Origin of the sequence: Paraburkholderia xenovorans LB400 (assembly GCF_000013645.1) — a bacterium.
Lineage (GTDB): Bacteria > Pseudomonadota > Gammaproteobacteria > Burkholderiales > Burkholderiaceae > Paraburkholderia > Paraburkholderia xenovorans.
The window spans coordinates 3,041,520-3,059,935 of record NC_007952.1; the positions used below are offsets into that span (position 1 = coordinate 3,041,520).

The window sequence follows — 18,416 nt, forward strand, 5'->3', positions numbered from 1 at the left end:
GATTAGTCCTTCTGCACTAAGTCATCAAAGTCCTCAATGTCCTCGATCATGGGCAGCGCACCATATCGGCCGGAAAGGTAACCACGCTCCAAGGCTTCGTTCTTCCGTGGACTGAATTCGGACAGCGGGACGATAGTGCTGACCTGGTCTTGCCCCTTCTCCATGAACCAGATTTGATCCCGACGAAAGATATTCGCATCGAGCAGGGAGGTGTCGTGCGTTGTGAATATCAATTGTGCCGCGCTGCCGTCACGCGTCGGAAGATGGAATAATTGGACCAGGAATCTTGTGATATGAGAGTGTAGGCTCCCGTCTAGTTCATCAACGACCACCGCACGGCCGACCTTCAATGCGTCGATTATTGGCGCTGCAAACGCGAACAGGCGCTGCGTGCCCGTTGACTCCTCCTCCATCTGGAAAATGGCGCTTGCCTTCGCAGACCTGTGCATGAACAACGGAACACGTACCTCCCGCTCTGACACTGTGTGCAGAGGGCCGTTTTCGCTGATTTCTACGTTGAACACATGTTGCTTCTGGACGCGAGTTGAGAGATCGGAGATTCCGATGTCCGCCGCATTCAGGAATTCGACCAGCATTTTTTTGCCGTCGTCAGTCGCAGCACGATTTGTCGAGAAATCAAACATCGGCTGAGTACCCGCAGCAAATATGCTCAGATGCGACGTTATCCAGTCATAGATTGGACGCAAACTATCGCTATTAAGTTGGACAGCCGTCGAGAGAAACAGCGCGTTCGACCGCGTCGCAACCTGCCAGACCTTTCTTTGCCCAACAAGCGATGACCCGAAGGTATAGGTGTGCACCGACTCAGCGAGTCCCTTTCGCTCGAACCATGTCTGCGGCTTTGGTGCCTTATATACATACAACCATTCTTCTGCAATCCTGTCAGGGAGCAGGGCGAATCCGTACTGGTAGCGGACTTTGTCCTGGATAAACGTAAACTCGAATTCTGACGGCTGGGTGACCGTAATAGGGTCCAACTTGAACGGAGCGTAGTTCAGTGGCTGATCTGGTTTCAAAGTTGCCGAGGTGGCAACTACGGCCTGCGCGAACTGCATGGCGCTGACGAGCGCCGATTTCCCGCTCGCGTTCGGACCGTAAACGACGGCGGAACGAAGCAGCGTCGGAATCGCCGAAATCCCCGTCTCGACAGTGTTTGTGGTGGCTTTCTCTTTGTCTTTGCTGGCCACCATGCTCAGGCACAAGTCGTCACGGATCGACCTGAAGTTCTTGACGCGAAATTCGACCAGCACGGCACACCTCCAATTATAAAGGCGATATTTGCACAAAATCCGCAAAATTTCAATGTATTTCAATCATGCATTCGCGTCGAACTGGTACGCGTGGGTTTGATAAATTGGCTGCAACTTCGTCAGGCGCTACCCAAGTGCACCCCTAGTCTCTGCGCTTACGCTGGCCTGAATACCGATGAGTGGAGCCCACGAGACACGAAATCGGAGTTCACTGACAACAGAAACAAGAAATGTGGCAGATGCTGAACTCGAACTGGACGGTCTCGTTGCCTCGTAGAGTTTTGCTCGACCGAAATGTTTCCACATGAGTGACCGCTTTGTAGCGCGAGTACGGTCTCTTGTGGGTCGAGTCATGCCCCTTTGCATGAGGCGCGCGCCCGCTGCGATCGTCGCAAAGGGCCGTGGGACGCGGTGCGGCCATGAGCGGTTCATCGTCGCGGCGTCCGCATAGCAGCCGTTCGCCCGTACAGTGACACCCCGCGATAGGGGACGAGGTTATGATCGCACTTTAGATCCGCCCGATTTCGGCATGCTCGCGCTCAAACTAACGCTTGTCCCGCTGTTCGTCCTTGTCGTTTCGATGTCGGGTAAATGGTGGGGGCCATCTATTGCTGGCTGGTTGGCTGGTCTACCTGTGATTGCCGGTCCGATTCTGTTCATTCTTGTGCTCGCGCATGGCCCGAGCTTCGGCGCGCGCGCTGCCACGCTGTCGCTTTCCGCAATCCTCGCGTCAGAAGCATTCAATTTTGCATATGCGTGGACCTGCCGCTCGCGTTCGTGGCCGGTAGCATTAGCCGTCGGGCTCATTACGTGGTTTATCTCCGCGTATGGCTTATCAATGTTGCCGACTTCACCTGTCTGGGCCGCGACCGCCGCCCTCGCTGCGATGTGCTTCGGCCAGTCGTTCTTGCCGCGCAGCTCGGCCGGGGCAGCAGGTGCGCCGCTTACGCGCTCCGACCTGACAGGAAGGATGGTTGCTGGCGCGGTCCTGACGCTGCTGGTTACCTCGTTATCCGGTTGGGCTGGCCCCGCATGGAGCGGTCTGCTCGCAGTATTCCCACTGCTGGGAATCGTTTTATCGGTGTCGTCACACCGTGCACATGGGCCGGCCTTTGTGATTTCGCTGCTTCGAGGCATGGTGCTTGGCAGGTTCTCGTTTGCGGCATTTTGTTTGTCGCTCTCGTTCTCACTGCCTTACCAGAGTCCACTTGTGGCCTTCGCCGAGGCCTCAGTCCTGGCGATGATCGTGCAATGGGGCACCAGGCGACTAGCAACGATTCAGCGCGCAAAAATTACAGAGCCGAGCGTCGTTGCTACGGATTGACGCTTCAACCGTATATCGCCGGCTAAGTGCCGGTTGAGCGTCGACTTTCATGTGGATCACGATCGTCCCTTGAAGGTTCTACCAGGAGAACAGGGTTATGGTCACCACTGAACGTCGGTGACCACGTCATCGACGGAATGGATCACATGCATCTGAACGAAGCGGGCCTCGTCGATAGCATGACCGTGGCATGACGGCCGCTTCCGTCTGTTGTCGCGGTCCAGCAGAAGCTTGCCCCGAGATTGGGAGGAAATAGGGAGCGGCAGTAACGGCTGACGGTACGATCAGTGCAAGACTGCTTCACGCGCCCAGTATAAGAGACCCGAACCATACAACCAGGGCAACTGGCTAATTCCTCCGAAGAAGCGGGCATTTCCTGCGTTATTCCGCCCTTTGCAAGTCGATCATTATTCCCATACTGCGCAATGGTGGCCATAGGTGTCGGAGTCGGCCGTGCTGGAGGGAGGACAACTCCGGCTCGGTCAAAGTGGTAATCGTAAAGTGGGTAAATTGACAGGATAAAAAACAACGGAGTGATCGTAGTGCGTGCGCCACCCGCTGTTACTTTTATTTCCAGATCCCTGCGGTGTTCGTCCATTGTCGCCCGACCTGGGTGAGGTACGCCTTTGCATGTTGCAAAGACATGCTTCCCATGAAGTCAGGCCAAGGGCTGAACACTGCCGCACAACGCATGCAAGAGGCTCTTCATGTCCAACACGGTAGAAAAACACAGCTGCATCATCTGCCAATCGGATACGCATTATTTCTTTTCAAAGGACTACCCAACCTATCCGGGCAGCCCTTTCGAAGGTACCTTGACTGTCAACTTCTGGAGATGCGGTAACTGCGGATTTGTCATCTCCAGGACACATCAGGAAATGACGTCGGATCAATGGTCGCAACTCAATTCGAGTTGGCACCATGCTTTCGAAACCGACGTCAAGTCGCGAACAACCAATCAGCCTCCGTACGCAGATCAAGCTCTGGCGCTGACGATGCTCAATAAGAACAATGTCGTCGATGCCAATGATGCGCTCGACTACGCAGCGGGCTACGGTACATTTTCCAGGTGCCTAAAAAAGTATTTTGGCACCGAGATTGAAATCTTTGACCGTTACGTTCATAGCAGCGACCAGTCACTTCGTTATGTCAATGAAGGCGACTTGAAAACGTATAAGCTGGTCGTAAACAGCGCTATGTTCGAGCACGTGCTGGATCGGAGCGCGCTGGACGAGGTGAATGGGTTGGTAGCAGATGATGGTGTACTCATGCTTCACACCGTTGTTTGCGAAAGGATTCCTAAGGACCCGAACTGGTTCTATATCAATACTATGGTCCATACCGCACTCCATACGAATAAGAGCATGGAAATATTGATGCAGCAGTGGGGATACGCCGCCTCCGTGTATTCGCCCCAGGCTAAGAGCTGGTTCCTGTTCAAGAAAGGGAGCTCCAAATTAAGAGAGCTACAGGCAACCGTGGCAGAAATAAATAGCGAATTGCAAACTACCTATTTTCACTATAAAGACGGTTTTCTGGATTACTGGAAGGGTTTCTGACGAGAACGCCTCTCTGCGACTGCCACGCGTCACCTCAAAGGGTTGTAGCCCCCCACCTGATTGTTGGCGCCTTCGACTGGCAAGGAGCTAACGTCAAGAGTGGTGTACGAACATTTTGATGGCGGTCGATTTCAAGCGGCGCGTTTCTGCTGAACCGGTCGATCGTCTTGCACCGGTTCGCCGTCCTTAAAGGCAATGCCCTCGAGCAACAGCTTGATCTTTTCCGGGCCGTTAATACGGCGCCAAGTCTTCTCAGCCTCCTCGATCAGCTTGAATGCCAGACCGAGGAAGGTTGGTCGCGACACGCAATTGCGCGTACGTGTCGTGCGGTGCCGCACGGTCGCGAACGTCGACTCGATCGCGTTGGTGGTGCGCAGATGCTGCCAATGCTCGGCAGGGAAGTCGTAAAACGCGAGCAAGCTGTCTCGATCCTTCTTCAGCGTTTCGGCTGCTTTCGGATATTTCGCCGCATAGATCGACACGAAACGATCGAACGCGGCATGTGCCTCGGCGCGCGTGGCGGCCATCCAGATCGCCTGCATGTCCGCCTTCGCGCGCCCCTGTTGCGACTTCGGCAGCGCATTGAGCACGTTGCCCATCTTGTGAAACCAGCAGCGCTGGCCACGCGTGGCCGGAAACACTTCTTCCAGGGCCGCCCAGAAGCCCATTGCGCCGTCGCCAACAGCCAGCAATGGCCCCGCCTGCAAGCCACGCGCTTTCAGCTCCAGCAGCAGCTCCAGCCACGACGCCTTCGTCTCACGGTAGCCGTCGCCGATCGCCACGCGCTCTTTGCTCCCATCCGGCCTCACGCCGATGATCACCAGCAGGCATTGACCGTCCGAATTCTCGCTGCGCAGCCCGGTGTGAATGCCGTCGACCCACCAGTACACATAGCGCGATTTCGACAAGTCTCGCTTGCTCCAGGCTACGTGTTCTTCGGTCCATTGCGCCTTTAGCCGGCTCACCACATTCGCCGACAAACCCTTGGCATCCTCACCCAACAGCACGCTCAACGCTTCGCTCATGTCGCCCGTCGAGATGCCCTTCAGATACAGCCACGGCAACGCGGCGCTCACGCGGGGCGACTTCCTCACGTACGGCGGCACGATCGACGAATTGAACTTCACGCCTGATCCCGATCGATCGCGCACCTTCGGCACTTTCACCGGAATCGGCCCGGCCGCCGTCAATACCTCGCGTTCCGGCAAGTAGCCGTTGCGCACCACGGCGCGCTGCCCGTGCATGGTCTTGACGTTCGCGAACCGCTCCATCAGCTCTGCCAGCTCCGCTTCAATCGCTTGTTGAATCACCTGCCGTGCTCCTTGGCGGACCAACTCGTCCAGGCCGAGACCGGCACCCGATAGACCGATGACTTCTTTTTCCGTAAACTTGCTCATGGTGGATGGTTTGTTGTTTGCTGGTTTCCGACTTCGACAATCAGATTCTCAGCTGAAACCTCCACCGCCTTCAACCTTCCGCCTCAACTCCCCCGTACACCACTTCCGACTTTAGCTCACTGGCAAGAGCGGTGGGCAAGTCGATCGCTCAAGGTTAAAACGCCAGTAAAAAGGGCTCGCGTCTCGTCATGCTGATCCTGATTGGCACCGTGCCGACCGCGTACGCACTGAACACCCACCGCCTATCCCACCTCAACACGATTACGGCCCAACTTCTTCGCCCTGTAGAGCGCCCGATCCGCGCGCTTCATCAACGCATCTACGTCGCGCTCGCCTTCCGCGCGCGTGACCACGCCGATGCTAACGGTAAACGGAATCGGCTTCAGATGCCACGCATGCTCGAAATCCTGCTGCTCAATACGCTCGCGCACTTCCTCCGCGAATCTATGCGCGAGACCGACATCCGCGCCGGGCAATGCCGCGACAAACTCCTCCCCGCCCCAGCGCGCGAACAGATTGGATCCGTGCGTAATCGACATACCAACCTTCGCGAGCACCCGCAGAACCTCATCGCCAATATCGTGACCATAGCTGTCATTGATCTTCTTGAAGAAATCAATGTCCAGAATGAACACGGACAGAACATCGTCGGTGCCGAGTACTTTATCGACGAATTCCAGAAACTCGCGGCGATTCGGCAGGCCTGTCAGCGCGTCGGTCACGGCCTGCTTCTTCAGCAGTTCCATTTGCCGGGCGCGATCGGTAATGTCGCGGACGACCGCCGTGAACTCCGTCACACCGTCCACGTCGATTTTAGAAATCGCGATTTCAACCGGGATGATCGAACCATCGCGGTGCTGCCCGTACACGCTGTTGCTCTCGTCCATGCGCGGCGGAGTCGACTGCCGCAGGTTCGTCAGCGGTGAGTCCGCGAACTGCCGCACGTGCTGCGAATGATTCGCGCGAAATTTTTCCGGCAACAGGGTTTCGATCGGCCGCCCCAGCACTTCGGCCGATGTATAGCCGAACAGATTCTCCGCCGCGCGGTTGAACAGTGTGATGTTGTGCTGCTGATCGATGGTGACAATCGCGTCGTAAGCCGAGTCGACCACCGCGCGATACCGCGAGGCGCTGACTTCCCCTTCGTGCGTCAAATACATTTTCGGCGCCATGTCGAAACCCGTTACGAGAATTTCGACGACGGCCCCGCCGCCGTTCGCGTGCCTGATCGGTTCGAGCGAGAGGCGCGACAACCGCGTGTCTTTGTGGAAGTCGTAAGCCTGCTCCACTTCCTGCGCTCTGCGGGACGTAAAGCACGCCTCGAGTTTCTCGCGTAACGCAGGCCGCGCGTAATCCGGAATCAGCGTATCGAATGGGATGGGAAATGCCTGATTGTCCGCATGCGCTCCGCCCATCATTTGCAAGAAGTGGTTATTGCCGGCGGTGACGACAAGTTCGCCGTTCTCATCGCGCCCGACTATGGCGACGCTGATCACAATGCCGTCCATGAACTCGTGCGGTTTGTTGGGCCATTCGGACATAGTCTCACCTTACGAGAGCGTTATACCGTATCTATTTGAGTATCCTGGTCGCAATTGTTGCATAACCAGACTTATGGTATTTAGAGGCTCGAGGCTATTTTGTCTTCATGGTCGGATTGGATAGGCAGATGGTTCAGGCCCATGCGTGCGGCATCAACGGGACGAATACGAGCGGCACGGCCGAATGAAGCTCTTTATGGAGCCAACGGCGCACGGCAGTTCATGATTTTATGGGCGCGTTTGAGGCGCTTACCGGCTCAAGCCACCGGCTGTGCCGGTGGCATTTTATTTTTGAAAGCCGCCTTTGGATTTGCAGTGGCGCGAGAAACGTCTTCTGTGGGTAGACGGAGCCTAATTCAATCTGCATAGGCGTGGCTCGGTTCGGCCAATCGCCATCCCTTCGATCAGGGTATTTGCAATCCGACTTTTTGCTTGCAGTTTGCGATAGCAGATTCAACCGATGTCTGCCTCGCACGCCGCAGGCGAGGTGCGAGTCGCCGGCGGCCACTCTGCCCATCGCCGCCACGGTTTCGCGAGCACATAGTCCACCACGGACGCAAACGCCCGCTACCCCTGCGCGAGGTGCCGTTTCATCGCGCCGAACGCCGCGCCGTCGTATGCGCCGAGTGCTTCATCGCACAGCTTCGGGGCCTCTTCGAGCACGGCCTGGACCGTCTCGGGCGTGGCGTCTTCGTAGCCGGGCAACCCGCGATCTCGTCGAGTCCGGCCAGTTCCTTCATCACGAACAGCATATCGGCAACTGGAGCAGCATAGGTCATCACTTTCTCCACGGATCTGAACTGGAATAGCGAAGGGGTTGGGCGCGCGACATTCGTGAACCACGAACGCCGCGGCATATCAGGCGTATGGGAAGCAGTAAATCCGCTCCACCATGCGCTGTCAGGCAGGTTCGGGGATCGGCTGCGAAGCGGGCGGCGAGGTCTGAATAAGCCGCATGCTGTGGCGCTCGCGATAATGCGCGTGCCACGCGAGTGCTTCTTCGATCAGATGAGGTGTCTGTCCGCCGCGCGCGCCCGCCTTTGCCACGTAGTCGCGCAGCGCGTCGCGGTACAGCGGGTCCGCGCAATGCGTGATGATCTGCTGCGCGCGTTCGCGCGGCGCCAGTCCGCGCAAGTCGGCCAAGCCGTGCTCGGTGACGATCACGTCGATATCCTGTCCGATATGGTCGACGTGCGACACCATCGGCACGATGCTCGAAATATCGCCATCCTTCGCCAGCGACTTCGTCACGAACACGGAGAGGTACGCATTGCGCGCAAAGTCGCCAGAGCCCCCAATGCCGTTCATCATGTGCGTGCCGCCGACATGCGTCGAATTCACGTTGCCGTAGATGTCGCATTCGAGCGCGGTGTTCACCGCAATGACGCCCAGCCGGCGAATGACTTCCGGATGATTGCTGATTTCCTGCGGCCGCAGCAGGACGCGCGACCGGTAGCGGTCCAGTCCCTCGAAAAAGCGTGTCTGATATTCGCTCGACAGCATGATCGCCGACGCACACGCGAAGTCGACACACCCGGCGTCGAGCAGTTCGATGGCGCCGTCCTGAAGCACCTCCGAATACATGCGCAGGCCGCTAAAACCTGAATCGACGAGCCCATGCAACACCGCATTCGCGATCGAGCCAACGCCGGCCTGAAGCGGCTGCAACGAGGAACCCAGCCGACCCGCGCGAACCTCGTGCGAGAAAAAGCCGCTCAGGTGTCCGGCGATCTGCGTGGTGTCGGCATCCGGCGGCAGAACCTTGTTGGGGCTGTCGCCCTTGCGCGTGACGACGATCGCAGCGATCTTTGTGGGGTCCAGAGGAATATACGGAAGGCCGATTCTTTGCGCCGCGTTCGTGAGCGGGATAGGCTCCCGGTCGGGACGTGATAGCGGCAGATAGACGTCGTGCAGCCCTTCGAGTTCGAGCGGCATATCCAGGTTGATCTCGACGATAACCTGCTTTGCGAGCGCGGCGAACACCGCCGAATTGCCGACCGACATGGTCGGCACGATACCGGCCTCGCCAACCGCCACGGCTTCGATCACGGCGACATCGACGGGTCCGAGGAATCCGTCTCGCAGTTGCTCCGCCATTTCCGACAGGTGGAGGTCCATGAACATCGCCTCGCCGGCGTTGATCTGGTTGCGCAGGGATTTGTCCGACTGAAAAGGCATGCGCCGGGAAATTGCACCCGCCTCGGCGAGCACTCCGTCGACCTCGTATCCCACCGATGCTCCTGTCATCAGTGTGATCCGTAACGACTGCTCGCGGGCACGCGCAGCGAGCGCGAGAGGGACCGCCTTGCAGTCGCCGGCGGCGCCAAAGCCGCTCATGCCGACGGTCATGCCGTCGTGAATCAGCGATGCGGCCTGCTCCGCCGTCACGATCCTGTCGCGAAGCTGCGACAGGCGAATCCGCTCCTCAAGCACTTCTGCCTCCTTTGATACGGGACTTTATGCCGATGCGGCGCCATTCCGTTCGGTGAATGACGCCTATCCGGCTCTATGTGCCATCAAGTTTAATGAAGATTCATCGATGCATAACGTGATTTAATGTCATGATTTCCAGTCGTTTTTTTCATGACCTCGTGGTACGGACATGCCGATCGATATCCGCGCATTGCGCTACTTTGTGGAAACCGTCCAGCTGGGCAGCTTCACCCAGGCGGCGGCCGCCGTCTTTGTCACCCAGTCGACAATCAGCAAGATGGTGCGGCAGCTCGAAGACGAAGTCGGCCAACCGCTTCTGATTCGCGACGGCAGACAGGTGCAGCTCACCGATGTCGGGCGTGTGGTCTACGAGCGCGGCTTGCAGGCACTTTCCGTGATTCGCGAACTGCAAACGGAGGTCGCCGACGTTGCGCAGCTCGGTCGTGGCCAGCTCACGGTAGGTATGCCGCCAATGGGCAACCTGTTCTTCCCGGCCGCCGTCAGGGCCTTTCAGCAACGCTACCCGAAGCTCGAACTGCGGCTCGCCGAACACGGTGGCCAGTTGCTCGAACAGAAGGTGATTGCGGGTGAACTGGAAGTAGGCGCAACCGTGCTATTGCCGGGACGCAGCCAGGAGCAGCTCGCGACTCGCGTAATCGCGCGCTGCACGATCTGGGCCGTCGGACCGCGCGAGATGCCGTGGGCGGGACGCCGCACCGTGAAGCTCGCCGCGCTGAAGGACCAGCCGCTGATCCTGCTGGACGACGGATTTGCGTTAACCCGTCGCCTTCACGCGGCATTTCAGGAGGCCGGCATCGAGCCGCATGTCGTGGCCAGAAGCGGCCACTGGGACTTTCTTGCGGCGATGGCGGCCGCGGGGCTTGGCACCACCTTCCTGCCGGAACCGTTTCTGGCACGCCTCGACGTCGGCAATCTCGCGATCGCGCGGGTGACGGAGCCCGCACTCGACTGGACGCTCACGCACATCTGGTCCCCGGATCGCTACATGTCACACGCGGCGCGCGCGTGGCTTGCCATCTGCGACGAAGTGTTGGGCAAACAGGCGCGCGTCGGCGCGCCTTAGTCCCCTGGAGCGCCGTTATCGACTTGCGGCCGGGCAATGAGCAGTTGCATTGCATGCGTAACCTCTGACGATTGCTGCTAGCATCGCGAAGCGTCATGCCGTTGCTGCCGCTGTAGCCGGCGCTACAGGCGTTTCCGTTACCTGGGGTAGCAAGGTGATTCTCGATATCCGGACACTTTACGTTGTCACTGCGGTCGCCTGTCTCGTACTCGGCGCGCTGCAGCTGGTCGCCTACGGTACACAACGGTTTGAGCGCTGGCCGGCATGGTGGGGCCTCAGCAATGTGCTGCTGGGATTGGGAACGCTCGGCGTCGCGCTGCGCGGCATGGCGCCTGATTTCGTGACCGTCCAACTGGCGAACGCTGTGACGGTAGCCGCGTTTCTGGTACTGCTCGTGTCCGTGCGTGCCTTCGCGCAGCGGCCGGCGCTGCCCTGGTGGCTGATCGTGGTCATCGCTGCGTCGCAAGTACTGCTCTTCACCTTCTGGTCCGCGCCGGGCGACTTCCGCGAGCGTATCGCATTCGAGTCCGTGCTCTTCGCGCTGTTCGACGCGGCAATCGTGGTCGAAGGAGTGCGGCTGGCACGGCGGCATCGTCTCAAGTCCGCGTGGCTGCTCGCGGGATGCTTTGGTGCGACCGCCCTGCTGTTTTCGGTGCGTGCAGCGATGGCCTCACGGGGCGCGATTGGCGGCACGACACTGTTTTCTTCCCCCACGCCGATCTACCAATGGATGGCCGCGACAGGCGAGGTGTTCATTACGCTGCGCGGCTTCACATTGCTGCTGATGGCCGCCGAACGCAGCCACCAGTTGCTGTTCGACCATGCGCAGCGCGATCCCTTGACGGGTGCGTTGAATCGCAGCGGCCTGCGCCTGTCGTATGAGCGGGTGGCAGCCGCTCGCGGCATGGCGCGACATGCCGACACGATGTTGGGCACCGTGTCGCTCATCGTGATCGATCTCGACCACTTCAAGGCGATCAACGACACACATGGCCATACGACGGGCGACGATGTGCTGCGGTTATTCGCGACCACCGCGCGCGACGACCTGCGCACCGGCGACACGCTCGCACGCTATGGCGGCGACGAATTCGTCGTGATGCTGCCGCACACCGCCGGCGGCGAGGCGCTTGCGATTGCCGAGCGGATCCGCGTCGCGTTCGCGAATGCGACTGGCGCGCTTGGTACGCTCGGTACGCTTGCGGTCCAGCCGACACTGAGCGTGGGCATCGCTACCGGCAGCCTCGCCGGCGACACCCTCGACACAATCCTGCAACGCGCCGATGAGGCGCTCTACCGTTCGAAGCGCGAAGGCCGTAACCGTGTGCGCGTCGCGGCGCTCTGTAACGGAGATAGTGGGGACGACGAAATGCTGGTGGATTGATCCGGCTGCCACTTCTCGCTTCTCGCTATGCGCTGTCCGAAGCCAACACATAGTCCTTCTTTAACGGCTTCCCCAGATCGAGCACGGCCTTTCCGATCTGACGCCGCTCCTCGAGGGCTGCATGCGCGTCTTCGACATCATCGAGCGAGTAAGAACCTTGGATCGAAACCGATAGCGAGCCGTCGAGCAGAGCCGTGAACACATCGTCGGCACGGCGCTGGACGGATTGCGCATCGGCAAGATGATCCGCCAGTCGTGGTCGCGTCAGATAGAGCGACCCGGATTCGCCCAGTTCGATCGGATCGAGGTCGCTCAGCGAACCGGACACGGATCCGTAGTTCACGACGAGCCCACGCGTTCGCGTCGCCCGAAAACTGTCGCGTAGCGTCACCTTTCCCACCGGATCGAAGACCACGTCAACGCCCTTCCCGCCGGTTGCTTCACGTACGGCATCGGCAAAGCGCCCGTTGTCGTAGAGCACCACATGGTCAGCGCCAAGCCGACGCACGACCTCGGCTTTCTGCTCCGAACTCGCCGTGGCGAAAATCGTCGCTCCCGCGCGCTTGCCCATCTGGACGAGCAACTGGCCAATGCTGCCGGACGCCGCGTGAATCAGGCAGGTGCGTCCCGGCGCAAGTTGACCGACGTCGTGGCAGAGGTAGTGCGCCGTCGATCCCTGGAAGATCGCGGCGGCGGCGAGATCGAAGCCGACTGCATCCGGGATTCTCGCGACACGGGCCGCCGGCACGACCGCGAGCTCGGCATAACTGCCCCATGCAATGCACCACGCGACGCGATCGCCCGGCACGAACGACGTCACCTCCCGACCGACCGCTACGACTTCACCTGCGCCTTCCATGCCGAGCGTGACCGGCAAACGTACCGGATAGGTCGTGGACTTCGCGTACTTGCCCTGGCGCGTGTGAACATCCATGAAGTTGATGCCGGCGAAGGCCACCTTGATCAGCACATCAGCGGGACCGGGCGCAGGAATGGGGATGTTTTGCCGCAACAGGACTTCCGGGCCGCCATAGTTAACGATGCGTATCGCTTTCAAATCAATTCTCCACTGCATGTCAGGACGGCGCCGCCGCGAAGGCCGCGGAAAGAACTCCGCACGCCGAAAACCGGGATCCGAAAACCATTTTACGCGCTAGAGTACATTGGTATACACTCGTACTCAACAGAAAAACCTGTATAACGTCAGCGCTTTTAGTCAGTACCGGGGTGTCGCGACAGTGGGTGCCGCCTCGTCAGCCGCAGCGACATCAGGACTTATGGAGGCGTGACGTCATGACCCATCTTGCGCGCGAATTCACGGAACTCATCCTCGGCTGGCCTGCGGACGATCCGGCGTTAATCGAGCGCTGCCAGTTGCTGCTGATGGACGGCGTCGCGGTGGCTGCAGCCGGCGCATCGGAGCCGGGACCGACGCACATGGCGCGGTTGTCGCAAGAACAATCCGAATGCGCCGGGCCGGCCACCGTCATTGGCCACGGGTTTAGCGCACCACCGCCAATCGCCGCGCGCATCAACGGCATGTCAATGCATGTGCTCGATTACGAGCCGATGTGGAATCCGCCCAATCATGCGGTGTCGCCGCTGCTTCCGGCGCTGCTCGCACTAGCCGAGCAGCGGGAACATACGTCGGGTGAACTACAGGGCGAGGCGCTGCTGCGCGCGTTCGCGAAGGGTATCGAAGCGCAGGGGCGGCTGCGGCTATCCTCGGCGCAGATCGAGCCGGCCCAGTTGAGCCTGCACCCGCCGGGCATTGTCGGGCCGTTGGCGACCGCGCTCGCATGCGCCGATCTGCTCGGGCTCGACACCTTGTCCGCGACGGCGGCGGTTTGCATCGCTGCGTCGCGCAGTAGCGGTGTGATGGCCAACATCGGCTCGCAAACGAAAGCGCTGCATTGCGGCGACGCCGCCGCACATGGTCTCGAAGCCGCGCTGCTCGCGCGTCGCGGTTTTACCGCAAACCCCGACGCGCTCGGCGGCCCGCGCGGCTGGGGCCATGCCTACTTCGGCGAACGTTTCACAACTGAACCGCTGCTGGCGCCGCTCGGCCTGGGCCGTGCTTTAGTGCCGGGTCCGTCGTGGAAGCTGTTCCCATCGCAATTCGCGACACACTTCGGTATCGCGGCCGCGCTCGACGTCCGCGCACAAATCGACGCGTCCGCCACATTCCGCGCAGACGACATCACGCGGATCGAATTGCATGCGCCGGCAATGCCGTACATCGACAGGCCGTTTCCGGAAACCGGACTCGACGGCAAATTCTCGTGGCAATACACGGCGACGATTGCGTTGCTCGACGGCAAGGTCGACCCGGCGTCGTTCACCAACAGCCGCCGTTTCGCCGAAGACGCGCAGACGCTGCTCAATCGCTTCACACTGTCTGCCGACCCGGGCATTTCCGGCGCGCTCGACAAGATGCACGTAGAGATCACGGTGCATCTGAAGGACGGCCGCACTGTGACCTCGCGCTGCGACGCCCCGCCCGGAAGCTGGAGCCGCCCGGTAGACGCCGAAGCGGTGACGAAGAAGGCGCGCAGCCTGCTGGAAAGCACGCTCGGTCATGAACGCGCGGACCACACGCTGAAGTCGGTCACGCAGCCACCAAGGCTTCTGAGCGTCCGCGCGCTGATGGCGTGCCTGCGCTGAGCGCCGCCGTGGCCGACTATACTTGTCGTACCGTCTGCCGTATGGCGGCCCCTACGGCAAACCGTTCCGGACACAATGACATCGAAGGTTAGATCTGTGAGTGAAAAATCCAGTGCAACGATCGGCGAGGCCGAACTGACAACGGATTTCGGGCAAGGCTCGCTGGCGCAATACGTGTACGCACAGTTGCGTCAGGAGATTCGCGACCGCCATCTCGCGTCCGGCGACCGGCTGCGCGAAACCGATATCGCCGAGCGTCTCGCCGTCAGCCGCACGCCGGTGCGTGAAGCCCTGAAACGGCTCGAAGCCGAGGGCGTCGTGCGCTTCGCGTCGCCTCGCGGTTTCGTCGTGGTGCAACTGTCGCCGAAACAGGTGATGGAACTGTACGCGATGCGCAAGGTGCTGGTCGGCGCGGCTGCCCGCTTCGCGGCGGAACAGGCGTCGCCGATCGAAATCCTCTCGATGCAGCAGGTTATCGGGCAACTCGAACGCGCGAAGAGTGCTGACGAGGTGGCGTCGCTGAATCGGCGGCTGCACGAAATCATCGTTGCGGCCGCACATAACGAGTACCTGTACAAGACCTCGAACGTGTTGATCGACGCGCTTGGCCTGCTCGGCTCGACGACCTATTCGATGCCGGGAAGAATCAAAAGCGGGCTGAAGGAGAACAAGGAAATCGTCGCGTGCATTGCGAAGCACGATGCCGACGGTGCGGAGCGCACCGCGCATCAGCACGTCGCCGCGGCCACCGAACTCCGTTTGCAGATGCTATTCGGCGCCGAAGCGGACGCGAGCGGCGCGGCGCGTTCAGGCGCCCGCGTCTAGGCACGAGGCCGGGCGCTGAATCGCGGCCAGCTCACGCGTCGCGCAAAAGATGCATCAACGATCGCACCTTGCGCCGCCCCGGCGCGAGCAGCACTTCGAGCAGCGCATCCACTCTATCCGGCGAGAGACGCAACCCCGCGGTTCCGCGAAACTTCGCAGCAATCGCGTTTTCGTCGAGCGCGCGAGCGCCACTGCCGAGATTGACCGGCACGTATTCGCTCCGCTCACTGCCATTGTTGAGCCGAACCGTCACACGCCCCGAGAAATACTTCGGGAATTCCGTATCCGGATCGACAACGCAGCGCACCTTGCTCGCCAGTTGAAGAATTTGCGGATCGGCAAGACTCCCGGCTTCCAGTTCAGCGAGACCAAAACGGCCGCGCAGCAGGCACGCCGCGACAACGAACTGCGTGCTGAACTTCGCCTCATAGTCGCTGCGCGGCAGGATCTTCGACGCGGCCGGTTCGGCGACGATTGGCATGGTCGGCGCGGGCAGCATGCAGATTACTTCGTCGATATCGGCGGCGTTCGATAAACCCGGTTGCAGCAACAGCGCAGCTTCCGCACAACCGTGAATGAAGTGACACACCGGATACGGTTTGATCGCCGTACCGAGCATGGCCCACTGTTCGCCCAGCCCGGCGCCTATCGACCCGCAATCCACCTCGGCCGCGTGCTGCTGCAAGTGCGAATCGAACAACCCAAAACGGCCTTCATAGGGCCGTGACGGGCCGGCAAAGCCATTCTGCGCAAGATGGGCCGCAGTGATGCCCGCGAGCGCGCCCCAGCCCGGATGCATGCGCTTGGTCCACGCGCCCTCCTCCAGAAACACCTGCACGCCCGACGCGGTGCTGGCCGCGATGCCCTGCGCGGCGACCAGTTGCGCGATGTCGAGTCCCATCAGCTTTCCGGCGACGATCGTCGAACTGAAGTGAGAGACGATTCCGGTCGCATGAAAACCCGCGTGATGAAAGCCGCCCTTCACGGCCGCGCCAATCCGGATCGCCGTCTCCATGCCGGCGACGTAAGCGGCGAGCAACGTGTCCCAATCCGCGTCGACCGCTTCGCCCACGGCGAGCGCCGCCGGCAGGCAGGCGACCGTCGGATGCACGATGCTGAGCGGATGCGTGTCGTCGAAATCCAGGCCGTGAATCAGGAAGCCGTTCGCGAGCGCGGCATCGCGCGGCGCGAGCGTCTGCGAAGCGCCGATCACGGTGGCATCGCCGCGCGAGCCGGCCGCTTCGAAACCGCGCAGCGCCGGCGCGGCAAACGGAAAATGATGGGACGCGAACGCGAGGCCGATTGCGTCCGTGATGTGATGCGTCGCCTTGCGCCGAAGTTCATCGGTCAATGCCGACGGTTCCAGTGCCCAGGCGAATTCCGCCAGCATGCGGGCGATCGGCGTTTCGCCGGCTGCGTGCGAACCGGCTGTCGTCACGAGTCGCGCGTCCTTGTCTGAAACCGAATCGGAAATCATCAACGATCTCCCGGCCGGAGGATCGGCGCATCCAGCGGATTGTCCGCCGCTTGCGCGAGCACGGGGTTGATCGATTCGAGCCGGCGTCCCGTCGTTCGTGCGCCGAACAGCAGCGTAACGGCGGCAGTCGCGAGCCATGCGCCCGCGATATACACGAAGACCCACACGTAACCGAAGTTCATGAAGATCCCCGCGACGATGAACGAGTTGCCGACGTTCGCCAGCCGCCCCATCCCATACGCAAAGCCGGCGCCGGTATTGCGGATATCGGTCGGATACTGTTCCGGCGTGTACGCATAGCACAGCGCGGCGAAGGTCTGGATCAGCATGCCGACCAGGAACCCGAACGACACGATCAGCACCGGCTGGAAGCTCAGCCCGTACAGCAGCCCGAACACGGCGATCAGCGCGGCCGCCCCCGCGATGCTGAACTTGCGTTCGAAACGGTCGGCGAGAAATACGGCGATCAATGCGCCGGGCACCGCGCCGATGTTGATCAGCGTGATGTAGGTGAGGCTGTGAACGATCGTGATGCCGTGCTGGACGAGAAGCGTCGGCACCCACGCCTGGAAGCCGTAAAAGCCGAGCGTCTGGAAGATCCAGATCGCCCACAGCGTCATCGTGCGGCCAATGTACTGGCCTTTGAACATCGACGTCCAGGGCGCGCGCACTTCAGCCGGCCGGTTAATGGCGACCGCCTCGGGCAATGGACCGGTTGTGCGCACGACCTCGGCTTCGATCAGGCTCAGCGTGCGGTCCGCTTCTTCCATGCGGCCCTGGCGCGCGAGCCAGCGCGGCGATTCCGGGAAATGCTTCGTGAAAACCAGGAACACGATGCCGAGCGCGCCCCACACGAAAATCCAGCGCCATCCATCGGGGCCGGACGGCACCACCAGTCGCGCGACCCAACTCGTGATCGGAATGCCCATCAGCGCAATGACCATCGCCCAGCTCTGCCACGTACCGCGCGTTTTCGCGGGAAAGAGTTCGGCGATGTACGCCATCACGACCGCCGTCGCCGACGAAATACCGACGCCGGTCAGCACGCGCGTGATCATCAGCATTGGAATGTCGGGTGCGAGCGCGTTGGCGAGCGAGAACACCGAATAGGCGATGACGTAGCAGATCAACGCGCGCTTGCGGCCGATCTTGTCCGACAGCATGCCGCCCAGCGTCGCGCCGAGAAACATGCCGAAAAAGCCCGCCGACGTCAGCATTGCAATGCTCGACATCGTGAGTCCCCATTCCTTGACGAGCGCCGGCGCTGCGTACGAAAAGGTGAAGATGTCGCTGATATCGAAGAAAAACGGCAGGCTGACGAGAAGCAACAAACGCCGGTGAAAACGCGACACCGGCAAGCGGTCGATCCGCGCGGCAATCAGTTCGTCATTCACGGGACACCTCCCGCGCCGCGACCCATTCGCGACCACTACGAACCGCACCTGCTATCTCAAACG

Annotated in this window: 13 protein-coding genes and 1 pseudogene; 6 read left to right on the forward strand and 8 right to left on the reverse strand. The window is 60.6% G+C overall.

From position 1 onward, the window contains the following. Positions 1–2 precede the first annotated feature (2 nt). Positions 3–1,271 (reverse strand): AAA family ATPase, encoded by a 1,269-nt coding sequence (locus BXE_RS35360; RefSeq protein WP_011492923.1) that lies wholly within the window; start codon positions 1,269–1,271, stop codon positions 3–5. Between the two features lie 529 nt (positions 1,272–1,800). Here BXE_RS35360 and BXE_RS35365 point away from each other — a divergent pair. Continuing rightward, positions 1,801–2,595, forward strand: a complete 795-nt coding sequence (locus BXE_RS35365; protein WP_040124332.1) for a hypothetical protein — start codon at positions 1,801–1,803, stop codon at positions 2,593–2,595. A gap of 707 nt (positions 2,596–3,302) precedes the next feature. Next, positions 3,303–4,154 carry a class I SAM-dependent methyltransferase gene (locus BXE_RS35370; RefSeq protein ID WP_011492925.1) on the forward strand — a complete coding sequence of 284 codons (852 nt, stop codon included), beginning with the start codon at positions 3,303–3,305 and terminating at the stop codon, positions 4,152–4,154. Positions 4,155–4,285: 131 nt separating this feature from the next. Here the strand turns inward: BXE_RS35370 and BXE_RS35375 are convergent, their stop codons facing one another. The 4 genes and pseudogenes from BXE_RS35375 to BXE_RS35385 form a co-directional block, all read right to left on the reverse strand. After that, positions 4,286–5,551 carry an IS256 family transposase gene (locus tag BXE_RS35375; RefSeq protein WP_011486526.1) on the reverse strand — a complete coding sequence of 422 codons (1,266 nt, stop codon included), beginning with the start codon at positions 5,549–5,551 and terminating at the stop codon, positions 4,286–4,288. Between the two features lie 242 nt (positions 5,552–5,793). Then, the gene (locus BXE_RS35380) at positions 5,794–7,092 is read right to left on the reverse strand and encodes a sensor domain-containing diguanylate cyclase (protein WP_011492926.1); all 1,299 of its coding nucleotides are present in this window, start codon (positions 7,090–7,092) and stop codon (positions 5,794–5,796) included. Between the two features lie 624 nt (positions 7,093–7,716). Next, positions 7,717–7,871 (reverse strand): annotated as a pseudogene (locus BXE_RS47455) (acyl-CoA dehydrogenase N-terminal domain-containing protein); the annotation flags it as partial. Between the two features lie 121 nt (positions 7,872–7,992). After that, a complete protein-coding gene (locus BXE_RS35385) occupies positions 7,993–9,525 on the reverse strand; it encodes a succinate CoA transferase (protein ID WP_011492928.1) in 1,533 nt (510 codons plus the stop codon). Between the two features lie 169 nt (positions 9,526–9,694). Between BXE_RS35385 and BXE_RS35390 the strand changes: the two genes are divergently transcribed. Beyond that, on the forward strand, positions 9,695–10,609 hold the full coding sequence (locus tag BXE_RS35390; protein ID WP_011492929.1) for a LysR family transcriptional regulator: 915 nt from the start codon (positions 9,695–9,697) through the stop codon (positions 10,607–10,609). A gap of 154 nt (positions 10,610–10,763) precedes the next feature. Further along, entirely contained in the window at positions 10,764–11,993 is a 1,230-nt protein-coding gene (locus BXE_RS35395; RefSeq protein ID WP_011492930.1) for a GGDEF domain-containing protein, read from the forward strand. Between the two features lie 25 nt (positions 11,994–12,018). On the opposite strand, the gene BXE_RS35400 is transcribed toward BXE_RS35395, so the two are convergent. Further along, entirely contained in the window at positions 12,019–13,068 is a 1,050-nt protein-coding gene (locus BXE_RS35400; protein WP_011492931.1) for a quinone oxidoreductase family protein, read from the reverse strand. Between the two features lie 218 nt (positions 13,069–13,286). On the opposite strand from BXE_RS35400, the gene BXE_RS35405 reads away from it, so the two are divergent. Beyond that, positions 13,287–14,657: an MmgE/PrpD family protein gene (locus BXE_RS35405; RefSeq protein WP_011492932.1), complete on the forward strand. Its 1,371-nt coding sequence runs from the start codon at positions 13,287–13,289 to the stop codon at positions 14,655–14,657. A gap of 96 nt (positions 14,658–14,753) precedes the next feature. Then, positions 14,754–15,482: a GntR family transcriptional regulator gene (locus BXE_RS35410; RefSeq protein WP_011492933.1), complete on the forward strand. Its 729-nt coding sequence runs from the start codon at positions 14,754–14,756 to the stop codon at positions 15,480–15,482. Positions 15,483–15,513: 31 nt separating this feature from the next. Here the strand turns inward: BXE_RS35410 and BXE_RS35415 are convergent, their stop codons facing one another. Continuing rightward, a complete protein-coding gene (locus tag BXE_RS35415; RefSeq protein ID WP_011492934.1) occupies positions 15,514–16,959 on the reverse strand; it encodes an MmgE/PrpD family protein in 1,446 nt (481 codons plus the stop codon). Continuing rightward, on the reverse strand, positions 16,959–18,353 hold the full coding sequence (locus tag BXE_RS35420) for an MFS transporter (RefSeq protein ID WP_011492935.1): 1,395 nt from the start codon (positions 18,351–18,353) through the stop codon (positions 16,959–16,961). The genes BXE_RS35415 and BXE_RS35420 overlap by 1 nt, the downstream gene beginning before the upstream one ends. Positions 18,354–18,416: the final 63 nt, after the last annotated feature.

Bases quoted from the DNA above. Each gene is read 5' to 3' on its own strand.
- BXE_RS35380 (WP_011492926.1), bottom strand. From the start codon at position 7,092: ATGTCCGAATGGCCCAACAAACCGCACGAGTTCATGGACGGCATTGTG.
- BXE_RS35390 (WP_011492929.1), top strand. From the start codon at position 9,695: ATGCCGATCGATATCCGCGCATTGCGCTACTTTGTGGAAACCGTCCAG.
- BXE_RS35370 (WP_011492925.1), top strand. From the start codon at position 3,303: ATGTCCAACACGGTAGAAAAACACAGCTGCATCATCTGCCAATCGGAT.
- BXE_RS35405 (WP_011492932.1), top strand. From the start codon at position 13,287: ATGACCCATCTTGCGCGCGAATTCACGGAACTCATCCTCGGCTGGCCT.
- BXE_RS35365 (WP_040124332.1), top strand. From the start codon at position 1,801: ATGCTCGCGCTCAAACTAACGCTTGTCCCGCTGTTCGTCCTTGTCGTT.
- BXE_RS35415 (WP_011492934.1), bottom strand. From the start codon at position 16,959: ATGATTTCCGATTCGGTTTCAGACAAGGACGCGCGACTCGTGACGACA.
- BXE_RS35375 (WP_011486526.1), bottom strand. From the start codon at position 5,551: ATGAGCAAGTTTACGGAAAAAGAAGTCATCGGTCTATCGGGTGCCGGT.
- BXE_RS35400 (WP_011492931.1), bottom strand. From the start codon at position 13,068: ATGCAGTGGAGAATTGATTTGAAAGCGATACGCATCGTTAACTATGGC.